The sequence below is a fragment of the Parachlamydia sp. genome (genome assembly GCF_050255895.1).
Lineage (GTDB): Bacteria > Chlamydiota > Chlamydiia > Chlamydiales > Parachlamydiaceae > Parachlamydia > Parachlamydia acanthamoebae.
Window position 1 is genome coordinate 1 of record NZ_JBFWIR010000017.1, and the last position, 20,411, is coordinate 20,411.

14 protein-coding genes are annotated in these 20,411 nt (G+C 39.4%); 4 read left to right on the plus strand and 10 right to left on the minus strand.

What is annotated here, in order from left to right; all coding sequences use genetic code 11:
• Positions 1-632: 632 nt before the first annotated feature.
• The 4 genes from AB7E63_RS04235 to AB7E63_RS04250 all read right to left on the minus strand — a co-directional run bounded on the left by AB7E63_RS04235 (position 633) and on the right by AB7E63_RS04250 (position 6,606).
• Positions 633-1,175: a hypothetical protein gene (locus AB7E63_RS04235; protein ID WP_006340961.1), complete on the minus strand. Its 543-nt coding sequence runs from the start codon at positions 1,173-1,175 to the stop codon at positions 633-635.
• A gap of 77 nt (positions 1,176-1,252) precedes the next feature.
• Complete coding sequence (gene lpdA / locus AB7E63_RS04240; RefSeq protein WP_006340962.1) at positions 1,253-2,656, minus strand: dihydrolipoyl dehydrogenase; 1,404 nt, start codon at positions 2,654-2,656, stop codon at positions 1,253-1,255.
• 1 nt (position 2,657) lies between these two features.
• On the minus strand, positions 2,658-3,839 hold the full coding sequence (gene odhB / locus AB7E63_RS04245) for a 2-oxoglutarate dehydrogenase complex dihydrolipoyllysine-residue succinyltransferase (protein ID WP_006340963.1): 1,182 nt from the start codon (positions 3,837-3,839) through the stop codon (positions 2,658-2,660).
• Positions 3,840-3,858: 19 nt separating this feature from the next.
• Positions 3,859-6,606: a 2-oxoglutarate dehydrogenase E1 component gene (locus AB7E63_RS04250; RefSeq protein ID WP_050784557.1), complete on the minus strand. Its 2,748-nt coding sequence runs from the start codon at positions 6,604-6,606 to the stop codon at positions 3,859-3,861.
• 182 nt (positions 6,607-6,788) lie between these two features.
• Here AB7E63_RS04250 and AB7E63_RS04255 point away from each other — a divergent pair, with 182 nt between their 5' ends.
• The 3 genes from AB7E63_RS04255 (at position 6,789) to AB7E63_RS04265 (ending at position 10,889) form a co-directional block, all read left to right on the plus strand.
• Positions 6,789-7,442 carry a hypothetical protein gene (locus AB7E63_RS04255; protein ID WP_006340965.1) on the plus strand — a complete coding sequence of 218 codons (654 nt, stop codon included), beginning with the start codon at positions 6,789-6,791 and terminating at the stop codon, positions 7,440-7,442.
• Entirely contained in the window at positions 7,439-10,072 is a 2,634-nt protein-coding gene (locus AB7E63_RS04260) for a hypothetical protein (RefSeq protein WP_013924835.1), read from the plus strand. Before AB7E63_RS04255 ends, AB7E63_RS04260 begins: the two co-directional genes overlap by 4 nt.
• A 79-nt stretch (positions 10,073-10,151) precedes the next feature.
• Positions 10,152-10,889 (plus strand): hypothetical protein, encoded by a 738-nt coding sequence (locus AB7E63_RS04265; RefSeq protein ID WP_006340968.1) that lies wholly within the window; start codon positions 10,152-10,154, stop codon positions 10,887-10,889.
• Here the strand turns inward: AB7E63_RS04265 and uvrC are convergent.
• The 3 genes from uvrC to rlmN all read right to left on the minus strand — a co-directional run bounded on the left by uvrC (position 10,870) and on the right by rlmN (position 14,314).
• Positions 10,870-12,714, minus strand: a complete 1,845-nt coding sequence (uvrC, locus tag AB7E63_RS04270; protein ID WP_006340969.1) for an excinuclease ABC subunit UvrC — start codon at positions 12,712-12,714, stop codon at positions 10,870-10,872. The genes AB7E63_RS04265 and uvrC overlap by 20 nt on opposite strands.
• A gap of 1 nt (position 12,715) precedes the next feature.
• On the minus strand, positions 12,716-13,198 hold the full coding sequence (locus AB7E63_RS04275) for a hypothetical protein (RefSeq protein ID WP_013924834.1): 483 nt from the start codon (positions 13,196-13,198) through the stop codon (positions 12,716-12,718).
• Between the two features lie 63 nt (positions 13,199-13,261).
• On the minus strand, positions 13,262-14,314 hold the full coding sequence (gene rlmN, locus AB7E63_RS04280) for a 23S rRNA (adenine(2503)-C(2))-methyltransferase RlmN (RefSeq protein ID WP_006340971.1): 1,053 nt from the start codon (positions 14,312-14,314) through the stop codon (positions 13,262-13,264).
• A gap of 549 nt (positions 14,315-14,863) precedes the next feature.
• On the opposite strand from rlmN, the gene AB7E63_RS04285 reads away from it, so the two are divergent.
• The gene (locus tag AB7E63_RS04285; RefSeq protein WP_006340973.1) at positions 14,864-15,439 is read left to right on the plus strand and encodes a hypothetical protein; all 576 of its coding nucleotides are present in this window, start codon (positions 14,864-14,866) and stop codon (positions 15,437-15,439) included.
• A 50-nt stretch (positions 15,440-15,489) separates the two neighbouring features.
• Here the strand turns inward: AB7E63_RS04285 and AB7E63_RS04290 are convergent, their stop codons facing one another.
• The 3 genes from AB7E63_RS04290 to AB7E63_RS04300 all read right to left on the minus strand — a co-directional run bounded on the left by AB7E63_RS04290 (position 15,490) and on the right by AB7E63_RS04300 (position 20,166).
• On the minus strand, positions 15,490-16,347 hold the full coding sequence (locus AB7E63_RS04290) for a glycosyltransferase (protein WP_013924833.1): 858 nt from the start codon (positions 16,345-16,347) through the stop codon (positions 15,490-15,492).
• A gap of 26 nt (positions 16,348-16,373) precedes the next feature.
• Complete coding sequence (gene dnaG, locus AB7E63_RS04295) at positions 16,374-18,176, minus strand: DNA primase (RefSeq protein WP_013924832.1); 1,803 nt, start codon at positions 18,174-18,176, stop codon at positions 16,374-16,376.
• A 736-nt stretch (positions 18,177-18,912) separates the two neighbouring features.
• On the minus strand, positions 18,913-20,166 hold the full coding sequence (locus tag AB7E63_RS04300) for an MFS transporter (RefSeq protein WP_006340977.1): 1,254 nt from the start codon (positions 20,164-20,166) through the stop codon (positions 18,913-18,915).
• Positions 20,167-20,411: the final 245 nt, after the last annotated feature.

The following is a 20,411-nucleotide window of genomic DNA, read 5'->3' on the forward strand; positions in this document are numbered from 1 at the left end:
AGCCATTTTATAACAATCCAATGTATCGTAAGCCCCATCCCCAACCGTTCTCTTAACAGATCTGGGAGCTTTCTTCAAAAGCTTTGGACCCACTTCACAATCTGCTGTTTCTATTGAGTGCACACTCGTATATGGAACTTCTTCCATCGCCTTCTTTTTTGCTTACCATGTTGTCTTACCTTCCATTCGCCTCTCCATAATAGATTTTAACTATCAAACACTAGGTCTGTGAGAGATTCTTTCGATAATCTCTTGAAATATTTACCCAATAGCTTTGCTCTGGCAGCTACTGTAGTAAAATGAGGAATCTTCAACTCCAATTCCATGGAGATAAAATAGATTCAACAAATCCAATTAACTAGCGATAAGGGAGGCTATAAACAACCTTCAATAGCATCATTAGAGTATTATTGAGGAGAGTCTAAGAAATGGGGATCTTTCCGAGATCGCCATCTTTCAATAGCATCTTCATTAATCCAAAGAGAAAGTTTATCATGATTTTTCAGGGATTCGGTATACTACGACCAGTTCCGTGCTTTGTATTGGGACATTGTAAGCTCAGTTGTGTTTCAAAGCCGATGAGCTTACAAATTTTTCATAAAAATTTTAGGATAAGTCTCTCTTTAGTCGACTTATCCTACAAAACCCTCTTTTAGCACAATTTTTGAGTCTTCCATCAATTCAGCTCTTAAAGCTTTTGCATAGGCCTTTTCTCCAGAATCTGGAGTGCAATCGGCACAATTAAGAGCAAATCGCCATTCTGTCCATACGGATACCTCTCGCTGGGTCACCTGATTAATGCCCAACCATGTAGGGAGAATTTCACCGTTTTTTTTTCTCCAATTAATTTCAGGCCTTAATTTTTCAACTTTCTCTGCAACCTTATTGAGCTCATATGCCAATTGAAGAGCATATCGCTCTGAAACTTTTTGATTAAAGCTCGAGTCAGAACTCATTTTGGCACTGAATGTCACTTGAATATCACTTATTTTGATCTCACCTAATTTTCTTCTCACTTTTTCTAAAACACGTTTTTTAGCTTCGATCACGCTTTTTTTGATCAAAGAAATTTCTTCAGGCCCTAGCTCTCCTCTTATGAGATATTTTTCTGGAATATGAGGCTCTGTCAAAATGGAATCAGCTGGGTTTAAATAAACGGTAGTTAACTCGATCATGTGTCTCTGTATTAAATAAATGATTGAATGGACTTTGATTGAGAAGGTCGGAAATTCCCACCTTCTCACCTTTTGATCTAAAAATGAATGGCATGTCCCAGGGCATTTAATGCCGCTTCTTTGATTGCCTCACTCAATGTCGGGTGAGCATGAGAAGCATAGGCGATGTCAGAAATGGTGGCTTTTTTCTCAATCGCGATCACGCCCTCACCAATCATCTCCGAGGCGTTAGGACCAATAATATGCATTCCGATTAAACGTCCTGTATTGGCTTCTCCGATGATCTTGACCAATCCATCCGTATCGCCAATGCATCGCGCTCGTGAATTGGCTTTGAAAAGGCAGCTTCCTATTTGCAATTTTAATTGCGCATCTTTTGCTTCTTGCTCAGTTAATCCTACCGCAGCAACCTCCGGATGCGTATAAATCACATTAGGAATAGCCATATAGTTCACATGAGGATGTAAACCAGCTAGCTTTTCCACAGCTGCTATTCCTTCTTCGGATGCGCGATGTGCAAGCATAGCCCCGTCAATGAGATCTCCTATCGCATAGATAGAAGGAATGTTCGTTTGTAAATCCTGATTGACTTCCACGAATCCTCTAGGAGAAACTTGGACACCAACGTCCTGCAATCCTAACCCTTTGCTATAGGGACGACGTCCAACGGCCACGAGTACATTGTCCGCATCAAACGTCAGTTTTTTGCCTTCATGCTCGACATAGACAGCAACTTGCTCTTTACCAACCTCTGCACCTGTGACTTTGGCACCTAAGTAAAATTCAAGCCCTTGCTTTTTTAAAGTCTGCAATAAAGTTTTGCGAATGGTTTGGTCCATCATGGGGCAAATATAATCGAGCATCTCAACAACCACAACTTGTGTACCAAGGCGCGAATAGACTGAGGCTAATTCAACTCCGATGACTCCCGCACCTACCACAATCAATTTTTTAGGAATTTTTGGCAGGCTGAGAGCTCCCGTAGAAGAGAGCACAATCTTTTCATCAAAAGGAAGAAATGGCAATGCAATTGGCTCTGATCCTGTGGCTAAAATTGTGTATCTAGCCTGAATCTTTTGAGTTTGACCATCTTTTGTGACTTCAATTTCATTGGGAGAAAGCAAACGCGCTATGCCCGTGATTCTTTCCACATTATTTTTTTTGAAAAGACCCGCGACGCCCTGCGTGAAGCCTGTCACTACCTCTTGCTTACGTTTCATCATTTGAGAAAATTCGACACGCAAATCAGAAATTTCAATTCCGTGTGTTTTCCCATCTTTTTGTAAAAAATGAAACATCTCCGAAGAATAGAGTAGGGCTTTAGAAGGAATACACCCGACATTTAGGCAAGTACCTCCTAAAGTAGAGTCTTTTTCAATACAAGCCGTTTTAAAACCCAACTGAGCAGCGCGAATAGCTGCTACATAACCGCCAGGTCCGCTACCAATGACAACAACATCAAATGAGGTATTACCGTTCATGTTACACCTCAATTAATAGTCTTGAGGGATCTTCCAAGGCATTTTTGACATGCACTAAAAAGGTCACGGCTTCTTTTCCATCGACGATGCGATGATCATAGCTTAAAGCTACATACATCATGGGCCGAATCACAATCTGATCATCCACAACAACCGCTCTTTTTTCTATTTTATGCATCCCTAAAATGCCACACTGCGGAGGATTGAGGATAGGCGTGGAGAGAAGAGAACCATAAATCCCGCCATTGGTAATAGTAAAACCTCCCCCTTGCAAATCATCCACAGCGAGTCGACCTTCGCGGGCTTTTTTGGCATAAGCTTCGATATCTTTTTCAACTTCTGCAAAAGAAAGTTGTTCACAATTACGTAAAACGGGCACGATTAAGCCACGATCTGTTCCGACCGCAATTCCAATATCAAAATATTCGCGATGGACGATCTCATTTCCATCAATATAGGAATTCAAATCGGGGACTTCTCTTAGAGCAGATACCACAGCCTTAACAAAAAAAGACATAAAGCCTAATTTCACACCATGTTTTTTTAGAAAAGCATCTTTGTATTTCTCTCGAGCAGCCATGATAGCTGAAAAATCGATCTCATTAAAGGTTGTTAGCATGGCTGTGGTTTGTTGAGCTTCTACCAATCGATTCGCAATCACTTTGCGTATCTGAGACATTTTACGTCGCGTTTCGCGCCCTTCCATTTTTTTAGGAGGGGGAGCCTCTTCTTCTAGCTGTGGAATTTCTTGTTCACGTGTTTTTCCCACAGGCACAGATTGTGGAAAATCTTTTTGTTCAGGTTTTACCACATCCTCTAAAAACGCCTCTTTTCCATACCGAATGCCCTGTGAAGGCTGTGGAGCTTCTTGCGGTTTGGCTTGAGCTTTTTCTTCGGTTTTTGGAACAGTAGCTTGAGGTTCTGACGCTGAGCCTTGTGTTGCTTTTGCTTCTGTATCTACAAAGCCGACGACCTGACCAATTGTAACTGTCTCTCCTGGTTTGACCTGCAAAGTTAACACTCCAGATGCTTTAGCATAAAGAACCTGATTGACCTTGTCAGTTTCCAATTCCAAAATTTCATCATCAACTTGAACTGTTGAACCAGACGGTTTGATTAAGGTTCCCACAGTTGCTTCAGTAATCGATTCTCCCATTGCAGGGACTTTGATTTCCTCTTTCATTTTTTTGTGTGCCTTTGTTTTACTTTGCCTTCTTTCCAAAGATGGCTTGGATGATTTCGGCATGTTCTTGTTTATGCAAAGCGTATGATCCAACGGCTGGGGAAGCTTTACAAGCTCTTCCTATATACTCTAATTCGAGAGTTGAGGGAAGAATTTCTCGCAATTTTGGTCGAATAAAGTTCCAAGCTCCCATATTGCGAGGCTCTTCTTGTACCCAAGCACAGCGGCTAAACCCTTCATATTTTTTTATAATCTCTAATAATTTCTTCACGTTGAGGGGATACAGCTGCTCGATGCGTACAATTACCATGTCCTCCACCCCTTGTTTTTTGCGCTCTTCATCGAGATCATAGTAAAAGCGTCCACTACAAAACAGAAGCGTTTTCACTTTCTTTGATGCGCGAGGATCATCATAGATGTCTTGGAAAGAGCCATTCACAAAATCTTGGATGGGATTCTGAGCAGCAGGATGGCGTAAGAGCCCCTTTGGAGTAAAAACCACCAGAGGCTTTAAGGAAGCAAGCATCGTTTGCCGACGTAAGAGATGGAAGAATTGAGCAGGCGTCGTCGGATTGACAATTTGCATGTTGCAATCCCCCGCGAGGGTCAAAAATCTTTCGATACGTGCAGAGGAATGTTCGGGTCCTTGACCTTCATAGCCATGTGGTAAAAGCATAACCAAGCCCACTTTCTGGCCCCATTTTTCTTCTGCGGCAGAAATGTATTGATCGATCACAATTTGCGCACCATTCGCAAAATCTCCAAATTGTGCCTCCCAAATCACCAAAGCCTTCGGATTTCCAATGCTATACCCATATTCAAAAGCTAAAACAGCATATTCAGAAAGTGGCGAGTTGTAGATATTAAAGCGACCTTGTTTCTCCTTTAAATGTTGAAGCGGAAAATAGGGCTGATCCGTCTGTTGATCAACCCACATAGCGTGACGATGACTGAAAGTTCCTCGGCAAACATCCTGCCCAGAAATTCTGACACTCACACCATCCCATAGCAGAGTACCGTAAGCAAGTGTTTCGGCCATTCCCCAATCAACAGACTTTTGACCGATTCCCATCTGACGACGATCTTGAATCAAATTTTCGAGCTTTCGGTGAATATGAAAATCGGGCGGAATTGTGCTGAGCTTTTCCGTTACTTCTACTAAAGTATCTTGTGGAACACCCGTCGGATAAGTGACAAACAACTCATCTGCATCTTCGGATTTAACTTTCTTGACTTTTTCAGTCGGTATTTTCGTTTCTTGCAAAGCTTTTTGTAACGACTCTTTAAACTCGTGTTCTAAAGATTCAGCCATTTGTTTTTCTAGAATCCCTTGGTGAATCAAATTGTCTCGATATAGCTCTCGAATAGGCTTTTTTTGCCGAATCAGTTGGTATTGATACGGCTGAGTATACGCAGGTTCATCAGTTTCATTGTGGCCAAATTTGCGATAGCAGTTTAAATCAATAAATACATCACATCGATATTTTTGCCTTAACTGCACAGCTAAAAGAGTCGCGTACACACACGCCTCGGGATCTTCCGCATTCACATGAAAAACAGGCGCACGAAATGTCCGTGCAATGTCTGTACAATAATGAGTTGAGCGAGAGTCACGCGGCAACGTGGTAAATCCGATTTGATTGTTAATCACGACATGGATTGTTCCGCCAGTCGAATAGCCTGGCAAATCATACATTTGCATAGTTTCATAACAAACTCCTTGCCCAGAAATAGCTGCATCCCCATGTACCAAAATAGGGAGCACTTTTTTCTTTGTTTCATGATCGCCAGCGAGGATTTGACGAGCATAAACTTCCCCTTCCACTACCGCATCGACCGATTCTAAATGGCTCGGATTGGGGGGCATCTCCACACGCACTTTATGCCCAGTAGCTGTTTGCACATTGGAAGAGAAGCCTTTGTGATATTTAACATCTCCACTCCCTTCAAAAGAGTCTGGAATATATCCTTCATCAAATTCTGAAAAAATATCGGCATAAGATTTGTCCAAAATATTACTGAGAACATTTAAACGTCCTCGATGAGCCATACCCAATACAAACTCTTCCACCCCTTCTTGGCTTCCTTTCTCAATAATCGCATCTAGGATTGGAATAAGAGTCTCTCCACCCTCTAAGGAAAATCTTTTTTGTCCTGTATACTTTGTGTGCAGAAAGAGTTCAAATAATTCCGACTTATTTAAATGCTGCAGAATCAAGCGCTTTTGCTCAAATGTCAGCTCAATTTTAAAGCGTGTGGGCTCAATGTGATTTTGCAACCACTTTTCCATGTCAGGATTTTCCAATCCCATGTATTCAATCCCGATGTTTTCACAGTAAATCTCGCGTAAGCAGTTAATCAATTCCTGAAGGGTTGCAGAGGCTTCATTCAAAAGTCCACAAGTGGGAAAACGATGAGACAGTTCTTCTGGAGTAAAACCTAAAGTCTCTAGCTTGAGCTGCCACGGTTCCTCGATCGGAGCTGTAGCGATTGGATTAACTTTAGCCATGTAATGCCCATATGTCCGATAGGCCTCAATTAAGTGGTAGATGCGCACTCCACCAGCTGCGACTTGATCGATAAGCATCTGATCGATCCCTCTTCTATCTGAGGGAAAGGTTTGAGTCGCTCCCGGTTTAGCCTCTTCAAACAAATGACGCCAGGAGGAATCCACACTGTGAGGATCTGCCTGAAATTTTGCATACATTTCGTCGATCAAAGCTAAATTAGCAAAGCCTGATTGAATTAAAGCATTATAGGACGTCATTTCGAAAACCTCTTTATAGATCACCACTCAAGTTATGTATTAAAAAATGATGGCAGAGAAAAAGGCAATCCTTATCACCATTTTTTTGCACATAGCGTTAATTCTTGTTTAACTCAGAAAAAATTTATTTGGAAGAATAACTGCAATGATTAAGATAGATGACTAAATTGTAGGAAATATCTATGACTTCGCGATTGATTTTCATTCTGTTATGCTTTTTTCTGTGGGGATGCAATACGCCCCCACCTTCCGACCCGCGACAAACCCAAGAAATTGGGGGGAGAGAAGATGGAAACCCACCGACCCGCTTTCCTGTTTACCAAGCCAAAGTCCCCTTGTCATGGATTCGAAAAGATGCGCTCCACACTCAATCTCTTCAAGATAGTACTTTACCCATTTGCGAGTTTTTTATTCGAGAGGAACAAAATGAAGTGCGTGTTACGGTACATAATTTTCCGAATGCATCACTAGAAAGCCGAGTTCCACCTTTGGCTCAAATTTCTCGCTGGAAAAAACAATTTGAGCAGTTAAATCCTTTGCATCAACATACGCAACCTCAATCATGGGGAGGATTCGTCGGCCTTTATTTCGAAGGAAGCGGACAGATAAAAGGAGAACAGGTCAAAATGCTTGGCTGGTGTATGCAATTGGCTCGAGACCATTTTTTAAATGTTCAACAAAAATTGTTGATTTCTCCTGATCCCTACTTCAAGCAGGCTTTGGCTGACTACACGATTAAGGCTTTAGGACCTAAGGAATTCGTTGAGCAACATCAAACTGAAATCGAAGCATTTGCAAATAGTTTTGAACTCATTAAAGAGCTACCTAGACAATGAAGAAATTGATCAAAACCTTTTACCGATTTTTAGGAAGCATTCAATTTGCTGTCACTTTGATTGCCATCTCTGCTTGTTTCATCGTGGCAGGAACTTGGATTGAATCCCTAACAGATTCTCACCGTTCTGCGGCGCAATTTGTTTACCAAAATCCGGTCTTTAAATTTTTGCTGATCGCTTTTTTTATCAATATTCTTGTTTCTGCCCTTAATCGCTGGCCATTTAAATGGAAGCATATTCCTTTTTTAATTACGCACGTAGGCTTGTTAATGATTATAGCAGGTGTGTTTATCAAAAATATGTATGGGGTCCAAGGTTCACTCGAAATTGTCGAAGGCAGCGGTAGCCACTCCTTTTTCTCTCTTGACAATCCGATTGTTCATTTAGAAAAAAAAGACTCCCCTCTGACAGAAAACTATGCACTTAGATCATCCCCCTTAGGAAATCTCACTCTTCATGCTCCTGAATCAAAAGCATTTCCAGAAATCTCTGTTGAGCTTTTAAGCTATGCCCCTCATTCGGTTGAAAAAGCCCATACATGGATCGATCAAAGCCAAGGCAGAATAGCGGGTTTGAAACCATTTCCCATTTATCTTTGGGAAGGCAAAGATTCACCCCTTCCTTATAGTTCACAGGTTAAATTGCATCACCCACGCTCTTTCCCATGGCGGATTTATGCATTCCGTACTCCATATGTTGAAGAACTGGCAAAAGAGCTTTTTCTTCATATGACCGAGGTAGCAATCAGTGACACGACAAATGATCAGCTGCTATGCCATATGCCCTTAAAAACAGCTCTTGAAATACCCATGACTTGGAAAAATGGGAAGGCAACCCTTTCTTTAGACTTTAATTTTTCAACTCTTGCAGGATTTCAAAATCCCCATATTCTGTTAGAAGGAAAGCACAATAAAAACTTCAAAATTAAAACACAACTTACCGGTGATCAAGCTATTTTTAATCAAAATGAGCTTGTCACACAAATGGGTAAGGCCCCTGTATCTCTGGATTTAGTTTGTTCTCCCAGTTTAGCTTTCATAGAAAATGAGGAAGGAGATGTTTATTTACTTGCATTTGATTCAAATGGTGAAGTTCATTCGCAATTTTTTAAAAATGGGGCTTTAGACAAAGTTGTCATTTATGACCAAGGATTTGGAGGCTATTTTGCGACAGCAACAATTCCTTTTTCAAACCTACCCAATACACGAAAAGAAAAAGAAGCGGCTCGCCTGCAGGGCTTAGCTATGCAATTGCGACAAATGCTTAAAAGCGCCTCTCTTTTACCACCACCCGTTCAATTGCTCTCGAAGACATGCCAAAAGGTTCAGAAAGATTTTGTCTCCTCCTTTTTACTCTTTTTGCATGAGTGGGATAAACAAGGAGGCTGGGTGTTGTCGTCTTCAGACAATTTGCCAGACAAACTGAATGCTTTGCTAACATCTTTGGACTGGAGTACTCTCTCTCCGATTGATCTTAAAGCTTGTCACTGGATCGCTCTACTTTCCCAAGAAATCGAATCCAAGCTTTGGGCTGGAGAAGATCTGTCTATTTATTTAAAGGAAAAGGGATGGCCCTATCCAGTCCCTAAATTAGTAGAAAAACAATTTCCTGCTTTTATGACCGATTTCACCCAACAGATTTATGCACTTTCGACAGATCTTCCTGCGATTGATACGCAAAATTTATCCAAGCCCCTTCCAGATGCAGCTTTATTATCTGCCTATTTCAGAATTTACTCTCTTCATCTCAGTCATCTGCAAAATGTTCAGAATCAAGAATCTCTTGCCGATATTTGTCAAAGTTACTTTGCCTCTCAATTTTTAGAATCCCTATTACAAGAACGATTAGAAGCTTCTAATCAACCAAATTTTTCTGAACTCATTACAAATCTTGCGGAAGATGATCAAGAATGGTTAACTTTGCAAAAATCTTGTCAAACTCTTGTTCCTTTCTTTTTTAAGCGGGGGAATGAAGATCAGCTAACAAAAGAAGAGATCCTCCAATTAATTGCTCTTACATTGCCTCTGCCTGTTTGTGAAACGACCTATTCAAGTGAGAAAATGCAGATGGATCTGGAAACCTCTTCTCCTGTCACGATCGAATGTCCTTTGACATATAGCTATCAAGCTTTGCCTTCCTTAGAAAAATTGGAAGCCAATATTCCGATTATTAAACTACTCGTCAAAGATGGCAAAATGGAAGAAACACAAGTTATGTCTTTCAAGCCACATGGGACACATTTGCGGCAACCCGTTTTGGGGGGTGACTATGTGATTTCTTTCGAGACTAATAAAGAGGAAATCCCTTATCACTTGCGTTTGAAAAACGCCCGACAAATTCAATATGCCCAGTCTTCCCAAACCTACAGTTTTGAGAGCGACCTTTTAATTTTGGACCAAAAAAGAGGATCACAAGTTGAAACAACTTTAAGTATGAATCGAGTTTATGAGACTTGGGACGGATATCGCTTTTACTTAGCAAATATGACTCCCGCTACAGAGAATTCAGCTAAGCGCGTACAAATTGTCGTTAATTATGACCCCGCTAAGTATATTTTAACTTATCCTGGTGCAATCATCCTTTCTATGGGAATTCTTCTCCTCTTTTGGTCTCCTTACCGAAAGAAATAATTAAAATATTAGTTTAACTTAATATTGAAATTAATACATTTTTAGTATAAAATAAAAGAAAGCTTTATTAGAGGGCACAATGACTAAACATCCCCCTGATAAATTATTTTATCAAAAACTTGAAGTCCATATTCACCCTTCTAAAACAAATTCATCTTCATTTGTTTCGAAATTATTTTCTAAACTCAAACGTAAAATTTTTAGTGAGCCAAATCAAAATCCCTTGCAAGGAAGAATTCAAGAGCTGCATTGGAATAGCACGCAAATTCGAGAAGAATTGGAAAAGATCAAGGCAGGGGTAGATTTAGATTTACAGCCACTTGTTTTTGAAGTGATTGATCCAATGCTTCGCAGTATTCAGCAACTGCACCATATCACACAAAATGCCTCTCTTCCTGCTGTTCATGAAAAAACTGTACAACGGTATATGAAGTGGATCGAGCAAGCAAAACTATGGGTTCAGCTATACACGAAAGCAAAAGATAAAGAGGAAGTTTTAAAAGCGGTCATCGATCACATCGTTTTAGCGTCCAATCAAATTATCGAACGCGATCTTCAAATTTTAAATGAATACAAAATACAGGCTATTGAATTTTTGGATGGCAATCCCGAGAAAAAAGAGGCTTTACGAAAAAATTTATATGATCAAATGGCACCATTTTTAGACAATCTTGATCAACTTAAGCGTATCAATTGTCCCGAATTTCAAGATTTAAAGGCTGTCAGTTCTTGGAAAGCTAAAATTGACAGTCTAAGGCAGGAAAATTTCAATAATGCCTTACATGCTATTGATACTTTCATTGAGGATCATCGTTAGCCTTAACGGCGAAAAATTGGCGTAGTTGCACAATATTCCCTTCACTGATTCCTTTCATTTTTTTGAGCTCTTCATCGGAAGCTTCTTTTATTTTTTTTATGCTGCCAAAATGCTTCAAAAGAGCCTTCTTTTTGGCAGGTCCTATTCCTGGCACATCATCGAGAATACTTTTAATGGTTCGCTTTTGCATACGCTTACGATGAAACTTAATGACGAATCTGTGGGCTTCATCTCGTATCTGTTGCAAAATAAAGAGAATGGGAGAGGTCACTTTTAGAATTAAAGGATCTTTCACATTTGGTAAGAAAACCTGCTCTAGCGTTAATCCTCGGTCGTGGCGCCCCTGCTCTTTCGCAATGCCTATCACATTCACAGAAATGATATCCAATTCGACCAAGACTTTAAGGGCAATATTGAGATGCCCCTTCCCCCCATCAATGATCAATAAATCAGGCAAATCATTTTCATCTTTAGCTTTTCCATACCGACGGGTGAGCACTTCCCGCATAGCCCCATAGTCATCGGAAGGACCGGCTTGCTTGAGTGTATAAGTCCGATAATTTCTTGTGTCTTTTTTACCATCGGTAAAGACAATGACTGAAGACACGTGCTCGGTACCAGCAATGTGCGAATTATCAATGCATTCAATTCTTTTTGGATAATTGGTTAAATGAAACTGCTCTTGTATGGCTAATAAAATATTTTCACGCAGCGTTTGCTCATTCTTTTCTTTCTTAAAAGAGGCTTCGGCATTCGCTTGAGCCATGTCAATTAAAACACTTTTTCCCCCTCTTTTAGGAGCATACACTTGAACTTTTCTGGCGCGATTTTCAGATAAAAGTTCGGTGAGAGCAACTTCATCCTCTATTTCTATAGGAAGCAATATTTCATGAGGTAAAAAATCTCGATTTTGGTAGTGCTGCAAGACAAAAGAAGTCAATAATTCGGCATCATCGTCCGCTATTTTTGTGAAATTGAAACTTTGGGAAGAGGTCAACCTTCCCTCTCTAAACAACAACTGACAAAGCATCACGTCTTCACCCTGTCGATAAATACCTAAAGCATCGGCGTCTTTACCTGACACACTATCCACATACTGAGGTTCGATCGTTTTTTCAATATAACGTATGGTATCTAACGATTTACCAGCTTTTTCAAATTCCAAATTCTCCGCATAAGTTTCCATTTCCTGATACATTTCTTGTAGAATTTCTTTATTTTGCCCGCGCAAAAACTTGATCGTCCGGTCCACTTGTATCTGATACTCTTCTTTTGTGCATTTTTGTACGCACGGAGCAATACACCGTTTCATGTCATAAAGAATACAGGGACGTGTTCTGCGCGCAAATTCCGCGTCTGAGCATTGACGGAGAGGAAAAAGGCGATGGAGAAGATCCAGGGTACGCCGTGCAGCCCCAGCGTGCGTATAGGGACCAAAATAAACACCATCTGCTTTTGGTTTACCACGGTAACGCTCCAGACTAAGCATGGGCCAAGGATTTTTCACATTAATCTTTAAAGCGACATAACTTTTATCATCTTTTAGTAGGGCGTTATATTTCGGTTTGTGCTTTTTGATTAGATGGCTTTCTAACAACAAAGCCTCTTTTTCAGAGGTAACGCTAATCGTTTCAATGGATTCTATTTGGGGAACAAGGAAAGGAATCATTTCGCGGCCGTCACCGCTTGTCATAAAGTATTGTCGAATGCGGGTGCGGAGATTTTTGGCTTTGCCGACATATAAAATCATCCCGGTGCGATTTTTCATTAAATACACACCAGGATGATTTGGATAAAGAGAGAGAGTTTTAGGATCAAAAGGCATATCAGGCTTGCGGATTTATCCGATTTGCGTCGATTTGTTTAGTTTTATCCATTAAATTTTGAGAGTGTTCCCCATGTTTATGGGTTTTCTTTAATTGTTTTTTGAACTCTTGCTTTTTAGCTTCTCGTTGCTCACGCAAATGTTTTTCGTTGCGAATTTCGAGTGTAAGCTCTTCTTCCGTTTCTAGATTTTTTTTTGTATCTTTAGTCAGGTATTTGGAAAAGATTGCATTAGTCTTTGCTTTATTGCGTTCAAGCTGCGTCGATTTGCTCTGATTTTCTAGTTGTTCCTCAACATTTTGAGCAGGTTGATCTATTTCACAATCTTCATTTTTGCTATCTTCTCTAGATAGTCCAATTTCTGCCTCAGAGAATTCTTCTACTGGTTCTTTTTGCTCATCTTGCGATTTATAAAGAGAGCTGTCTTGATTGTAAAATTGCCGAAGAGAATCTCCTCCAGCAGGAGAATTTAAATTCGTATTCACGTTTTTCTCCTTCACTCCAAGTTTTCACTTGCAACACTATTATTATACTAAATAATTCAATAGTTAGGCAATTTTTTCTTTCTCAAGCTCTTGCAATGCTAACTGACCACATGCTGCGGCAATATCATCCCCTTTTGTATAACGACAGGTGTTGACAACTTTCGCTCCAAAAAGAACAGCGCGAAATTGTTTAATCGCTTTTTTCTCAGGTCTTTTCAATCTCAAGCCAGGAACGGGGTTGTATGGAATCAAGTTGACGGTAAATTGGCTTTTACCATGCAAAAGATGCGTTAATTCAAAGGCATGATCGGGATGGTCATTGATCCCTGCAATTAGAGTGTACTCAAAAGTAATATCCCGTTTTGTCAGTTTCGCATACTCATCCATCGCTTCCATAATTGCGTCTAAAGGATATTTACGAGCATAAGGGATGATTTTTTGACGAATATGTTGATTAGGCGCATGTAAGGATAAAACCAGGCTTACTTTGAGCTCTTCCCGACTTAAACGCTTGATTCCTTCAACGATGCCCACCGTAGAAACGGTAATACGTCTTTGCGAAAGATTTAAAAGTTCAGGGTTGCTGAGTAAACGGATTGACTTGATGACTGGATCATAATTTTTGAGAGGCTCACCCATTCCCATATAAACAACGTGAGAAACACGTTCATTTTTGTCTTTCAGCCATTGGTTGATGAGGAAAACTTGTTCAACAATTTCATGCGGACGTAAGTTGCGAAAAAAGCCTTGTTTTCCAGATGCGCAAAAAGCACATTTGGCAGGGCATCCCACCTGCGAGGACACACATACAGTACGCCGATCTCCGGAGCAAATTAATACAGATTCAACAAGTTTATTATCTTTTAATCGCCATAAAAATTTATATGTTTCTAAATCAGCCGATGGTTTTACATGTACAAGCTGTAGATGTGATAGTGAAATTTGCGACTGAAGTAATTTTTTTAGATCAGTGCTAATATTAGTCATTTCATTCCAATCAATAATTCCTTTTCCATAAACCCAATCGATTAATTGTTTGGCGTGAAATGGTTTTTGATCGAGAGAAGTCAATAAAGTCTTGAGTTCTTCTTCTGTCATTTCAAAAAACTGATGCATCTTTTAAATCTCATGATAAATTTTAAATTCGGTCAACTAAAGGAAAAAATTTTATCACATACCCACATATTCTTCAATGCTTTGATTTTTTCAGCTTGATATATGAGAATCAAAAAGTTTCATTATTTTTTTAATTAAAACCAAAAAAGATTTTGCTTTTTTCTTGTCGCTTATTTGCCACTTAGATATTGTTCATGCATAAGAAAATGATCGAGTTGTGGCATCAACTCGTGGATTACATTCTATAAAACCTGTTTAGTAAACAGGCATTAATCTTTTGAATCCAGAATTTAACGCTAACAATCGTTGAAATATGTCAAGTATTAACAACATTTAGAAAATAAAAAAATGCACACTTCAGAAGTGCACGTGGTAGACAACGAGAAATGCGGGCAAAATTTGACAAGCTTGCGGAAAACCTCTTGCATCCATATAATTTGTACTTTTCTATTGTTGTGATGGGTTGTTTTACTCAAATGCAAGAGTACTCAATTACATGAAAATATAAACTGAAACGATAAGTAACTAAATTGTACACAGGAGTGTCTTATGCTAAAAAAAACTTTTTTAATCACAATGCTTTCAATCTTTGCAGCTAGTGCTAGCTATGCGAACGATACCAAGCAAGAAGAAGAAGAAGCTCAAAAGTTTTCAACAGCAATTTATCATCACGATGATGAAGAAGAGCATGGCAAAGAGCTAGCAAATCTTCAAGCTGAAGAAGAAGAGCAAAACCTACTCGTTGCTAGTGAAGAAGACGAAGAAGAACAAAAAAACCTACTCGCTGCTAGTGAAGAAGACGAAGAAGAGCAAAATCTTCTAGCTGCAAGCGATGACGACGACGAAGAAAACCTTCTCGTTGCTAACGAAGACGAAGAAGAGCAAAATCTTTTAGCTGCAAGCGATGACGAAGAAGAAGAAAACCTTCTCGTTGCTAACGAAGACGAAGAAGAGCAAAATCTTCTAGCTGCGAATGATGATGAAGATGAAGATGCTTTAGCAAAATGCTCTTGCGGTGGAAAAACAAAACAAGATAAATTTTCCGATAATGAAGACGAAGAAGATCAACTTCTCGCTTATTCTTACAATGATGAAGATGAAGACGAAGACGACGATCTAGTTTAATTTTTATCTCATCTAGATTTAGATGGCAGATCACTGCCATCTTTCCTTTCTTAGTTACCCAGAAAAGCCCCCCTCACATTTCTCAACCATAGCTTTAAAAAACGCAGAATATCTTTTTGTCTACATAACCATCGAAAAGTTGCATAGAGGCCAAAATAATGAAAAACGGTTTTCATTGTTTCATAAAAATGAGTTAGAACCATGCGACGTGTCACTAGACGTAAATCATAATCCGTTAACACACGATTAGTTGAAATGCTCTTCAAACGACGATTTAAAATAAAGCGACACAACAATTCATAGCCACCTCTCAATTTGTATGAGGTATTGAATTTTCCTAAGACTTTTAATGTATCAGTTTTGAACCAACAAGATTGTAAGCTTGTTGGTTGTTGCCCCATTTTCAAAAGCTTTAGATTTAGATGTCGAAATAGCGTCTTAGGTTCCGAGCGGCCATTTCGAAGAAATGTACCACAAAAAACCAGATCAGGAGATTGGTGGTTTAAGGCAAGCATCATCATATATTTTAGGGTTTCACGTCCTAAATAAAAATCACCAGGAAAAAGACAATTCAGATACTCGCCTTCCGCCTGAGCAATCCCTTTATTCAGCATCTCATAGCGATGATAACCTGAAACTGAAAAAATCCTAATCCGCTCATCCCGATAATTTTTGATCACTTCCAAAGTTCGATCTTTAGAACCCGCATCAACCACCACAATTTCAAAACGCGGGTATAGCTGGTTTAAAATATGATCTAAAGTTAGAGAAACGGTGTGCACACAGTTAAATGTAGGAACAACAATGGTTACTTTCGGATATGCGTAGTCTTCGTAAGGATAGGGATTCTGAAAATCAGAAGAGAAGTTTACCGTGTTATCGTAGATATGTCCTGATTTATCTATCATATAAAGAAAGCTATAGCCTTTGTAATCTATTCTTTTGTTGGAATAATGACTTTCAGTTGAGGCGGATTACGTTTAAGTTCATCAAAACGTTTCGCAAGATCCAAAGCCTCATCATCTGAAAGTTGTCCACTTTGAATTTTCATCTTGATCTCCTCACGCATTTTCATCCAATTGCGATCTAAAATGCGTTGCACCGTTTCTTTGAAATATCCTTCAGCTTTATCTTTATTGATTTTTTTCTCAAGAATTTCAGAAATGAGTGTTTGTCCTTCTTCATCATCAATGGCTATCGCTAATGAAAGGAGATCGGGCACCTTCTGATTTTTATATCCTTCTAAAAAAGCCGTGAATAGACGGCCACAAACCAAATGATAAAAATCTTCTACTTTCAAATTTAAGCAAACCATTTCGATAAAGTGGGGATGTGTCTCACCCATTAATAGCATCCAACGCAATAAATCACACTCTAAAATGCGATCAGGGTCAACTTGAGCCGCAGTTCCAATACTTGCTCCTTTTTTCATAAAAGCATGTGAAGAACGAGGAAGCACTCCTTGATTGACCATATTTTCAGGCACCTGCATTAAATGCGCCAATTGTCGCAAACTTTCGTGCACCATGACGGGATGGTTCCATTTTTGAATTTGCTCGGTGACAGTCTGAACCAGTTCACTTTTACCCGCAGGCGAGGCACTATTGAATTTTTTTGATAAATGGGTAACAAGAAAAGAGAGATAATCAACACTTTTTTGCAAAAGGATTTGAAAACTTTCAGGTCCTTTTTCACGTAAGAAAATATCGGGATCCATTCCAAGGGGAAGTGCAACAATTTTAACATCCACTCCTTCCTTTTGAAAAAGATTTCCAATCTTCGCCGCAGCTTCTTGTCCAGCTCCATCGGGATCTAAAGCCAAATAAACAACCTGGACACCGAGCTGCATCAACTCTTTGACATGCCCTTCTCCAAAAGCTGTGCCCTGTCCAGCAACAGTCATATTGAATCCCGAATAAATTAAACGTAATGCATCGACTTGACCTTCGACAATAATAGCGCGTCGCTCTTTTGCAATTCTTTTGCGGCAGTAATTCAGACCAAATAGGACTCGAGATTTTTTAAATAAAGGTGTTTCCGCCGTATTGACATACTTACCACCAAATGTTTCCTCTTTGAATTTTCTCCCTGAAAATCCAATGACGCCTCCAGTTGGATGATGAATAGGAAACAAAATGCGGTCGTAAAAAAAATCCTTTTTTTTCCCTTCTTTGGTTTCAATTATAAGCCCCGCTTCTAGCATGGCATCATCCGAAATCGAACGCGCATGTAAAACTTTGCGAAGCATGCCAAATGGAGGAGCAAATCCAATTTTAAAATGTTGAATAAAGGCTAAATCAATCCCTCTTTTATAAAGATACTGCAAGCCTTGATGACCTTCGGGTGTGTGCAAGAGAGCAAAATGATAAAATTCAGCAGCCAATGCAAGGGCTTCTCTTAAACGCGCCTTATTGATCGTCTTGGTTTCTTCACCATTTTCAACTTGATCCAAATGTACGTGAAAACGGTTAGCGAGATATTCTACGGCTTCAAGAAAGCTCATTTTTAAATGGTTCATTAAAAAATGGATAGCGTCCCCATGTGCCCCACAGCCAAAACAGTGATAATGGCTATCCCCTTTCTGTACCACAAATGACGCAGATTTTTCATCGTGGAAAGGGCAGAGAGATTTATAAGAAGCTCCCGCCCGTTTTAAATCAAGATGCGCGGATAGAACATCCACCAAATCAATTCTCTGACGTAAAGTTTCAAGGCTTTCTTTGGTAAAAACTGGCATTTTAATTCCTCTCGGGCTTCACATTTTCAATTTGATCGGGACTATTTTGCCGTAAAAAATGTTTGCCTGCAAGTCGGGCATGCGTTCGAAGAAAAAAAGATCTTTTAATTTATTTCCCGACAATTTAAACGATTTCCCACTGATCACGTTATAGATATAAAATATTGTTATCATAGTTTAAATATTTTATGAAGTTTATTAAGATTATCAACAATCCCACAATATTTAGTTAAAAAATAAAGAGATGAGGATTTATGAAAAAAGCAGACTACAAAAAAGTAGCTTTTAATGGGCTTAATAGGAGCTAGTTTATTAACACAACGCAAACCCCTGCTGTTCAATACGATAGCAACAACCTAACCACTCAACAATCTGTTAAAAGCCCTCTCTCAGAAACAGATTTTTTATTAGGGCTTAATCCCGGGCGAAAATCAACCTACCCATTTAGACAATGAAAGAAAAGTCTGGCATGTAAACTAGCGGCCAAACCTGTAAAGGGCAAAATACATGTAAATCAATAGAGAATGCATATGCAGGTAAAGGAGGCTGTAAAGAGATAAGTAAGTACCTCTTTCGAGCTACGATGAAGCAGTTGAAGTTGCAAAACAGATGTCCGAAAAACGGTCTAAGATAAATAATTGAAATTTAAAGTAACTTCATTTCTAGGGTTTCGACTTTTGTTATCAAAAGTTCGAAGCCTTCATTCTCTGATGATATCTTCCGATATGATACCCTATCAAACGACACCTTCTGTAGCAAGCGCTGGCTTTTTTACAAATTTTTGTTTAATCCGAAGATTGACGCAATACACTAAAAACATACAAACAGAACTTACCCCAACGATAATCCAACCTAAAGTATCGTAATGTTCAAGTGGGCTAAAGTTATCTTTTTGAATAACAATCATCCCTGCAATGGAAGAGGCAACCCCTCCCGCAATTTGCTGCAGCGATGAATTGACACTCATGAAAGCGCCACGATCTCTCATCTCGGGAATGGCTGTCGTTAAAGCCATAGCTGGAACCATACGCCCCATAATCCCAAGCATCATGAGAACATTTAATAGCATAATAATCCAGAGAGGCATTGGGGAAAGATGAGCGTAGATGACAATGATCCCCATTGTAAAGAGCGAAGCGATTGCAAAAAGCTTAAATTTGTCCATTTTATCGCTTAGACGTCCTATCGTGGGCATCATAATCAATGCACTGACTCCCGACATCATAAAAAGAAAAGGTAATTGCTGTGGAGTCACATGCAAGTTATTAATTGCATACGCGCTGCTAAAAGGCATGATCATAAACCCCCCGATCGAAAGCAATGCCGTTGCGGCAAAACCAATGCGATAGTGAGGCTGTGCGATTGTCTCGCGTAAATGCGCAAAAGCATTGTGCTCATGTTGTAAGGCAAGATGCGCAGTAATCGGTTGCATATTGAACCAAATCAGCAAAGCTAAAATTATGGCCATCACAACGATCATCAAAAAAGGAGATTGCCAGCCGGCCATAGTTGCTAAATAGAGGCTAATCGGAATGCCTAGCACCTGACTTGCTCCAAAACCCATTTGCGTAAATCCCATAACGCGACCTCTCTGCTCAATCGTAAAGACATCGGATACAATCGCAAGGGAAATCGAGCTTATGACGCCCCCAAAGAGCCCTGTAATAATTCTAGCGAAAATCAACATGGAATAGGAATTAGCCAAACCACAAAATAAAGTTCCCAAAATGAATCCGACATAGAAAAATAAGAGAATTTTTTTACGATCAAATCTATCTGCAAATCCAGCGGCCAGAAACCCTGAAATCCCCGCACTGAACGCATAAGCAGAAACTGCAAATCCAAATTGAGAAGGTGTAATCGTCATCGATTTCATAAGCAAATCTCCTAGAGGAGACATAACCATAAAGTCTAAAATAACGCTAAATTGAACGAGCGCAATCAAAGCGATAATTATTTTTTGATATAGCGAAAAAGACGTTGCTTTCATAGATACGACTTAAGAGTGAAATTGATGGTAGGTAATGACTATTCATTAGTAAAGATGACCATCATAAAGTTTTTTCTTTTTCTAGAACAACAAAAAATTCAGGAAGAGACATACGATTAGAACTTTAGATTTTTTCTACAAAATAAAAATGATCTCTTGTATGCACAAAAACGATATATTTTTTTAAAAGGAAAAGATGACAAAATTAATAGGCAAAGAGACTCATGGAGAATAGGAGACACATT

What these genes read in the sequence shown, in the direction of transcription:
- AB7E63_RS04235 (WP_006340961.1), bottom strand. Translation starts at nt 1,175, where the DNA reads ATGATCGAGTTAACTACCGTTTATTTAAACCCAGCTGATTCCATTTTG.
- lpdA (WP_006340962.1), bottom strand. Translation starts at nt 2,656, where the DNA reads ATGAACGGTAATACCTCATTTGATGTTGTTGTCATTGGTAGCGGACCT.
- odhB (WP_006340963.1), bottom strand. Translation starts at nt 3,839, where the DNA reads ATGAAAGAGGAAATCAAAGTCCCTGCAATGGGAGAATCGATTACTGAA.
- AB7E63_RS04250 (WP_050784557.1), bottom strand. Translation starts at nt 6,606, where the DNA reads ATGACGTCCTATAATGCTTTAATTCAATCAGGCTTTGCTAATTTAGCT.
- AB7E63_RS04255 (WP_006340965.1), top strand. Translation starts at nt 6,789, where the DNA reads ATGACTTCGCGATTGATTTTCATTCTGTTATGCTTTTTTCTGTGGGGA.
- AB7E63_RS04260 (WP_013924835.1), top strand. Translation starts at nt 7,439, where the DNA reads ATGAAGAAATTGATCAAAACCTTTTACCGATTTTTAGGAAGCATTCAA.
- AB7E63_RS04265 (WP_006340968.1), top strand. Translation starts at nt 10,152, where the DNA reads ATGACTAAACATCCCCCTGATAAATTATTTTATCAAAAACTTGAAGTC.
- uvrC (WP_006340969.1), bottom strand. Translation starts at nt 12,714, where the DNA reads ATGCCTTTTGATCCTAAAACTCTCTCTCTTTATCCAAATCATCCTGGT.
- rlmN (WP_006340971.1), bottom strand. Translation starts at nt 14,314, where the DNA reads ATGCATCAGTTTTTTGAAATGACAGAAGAAGAACTCAAGACTTTATTG.
- AB7E63_RS04285 (WP_006340973.1), top strand. Translation starts at nt 14,864, where the DNA reads ATGCTAAAAAAAACTTTTTTAATCACAATGCTTTCAATCTTTGCAGCT.
- AB7E63_RS04290 (WP_013924833.1), bottom strand. Translation starts at nt 16,347, where the DNA reads ATGATAGATAAATCAGGACATATCTACGATAACACGGTAAACTTCTCT.
- dnaG (WP_013924832.1), bottom strand. Translation starts at nt 18,176, where the DNA reads ATGCCAGTTTTTACCAAAGAAAGCCTTGAAACTTTACGTCAGAGAATT.
- AB7E63_RS04300 (WP_006340977.1), bottom strand. Translation starts at nt 20,166, where the DNA reads ATGAAAGCAACGTCTTTTTCGCTATATCAAAAAATAATTATCGCTTTG.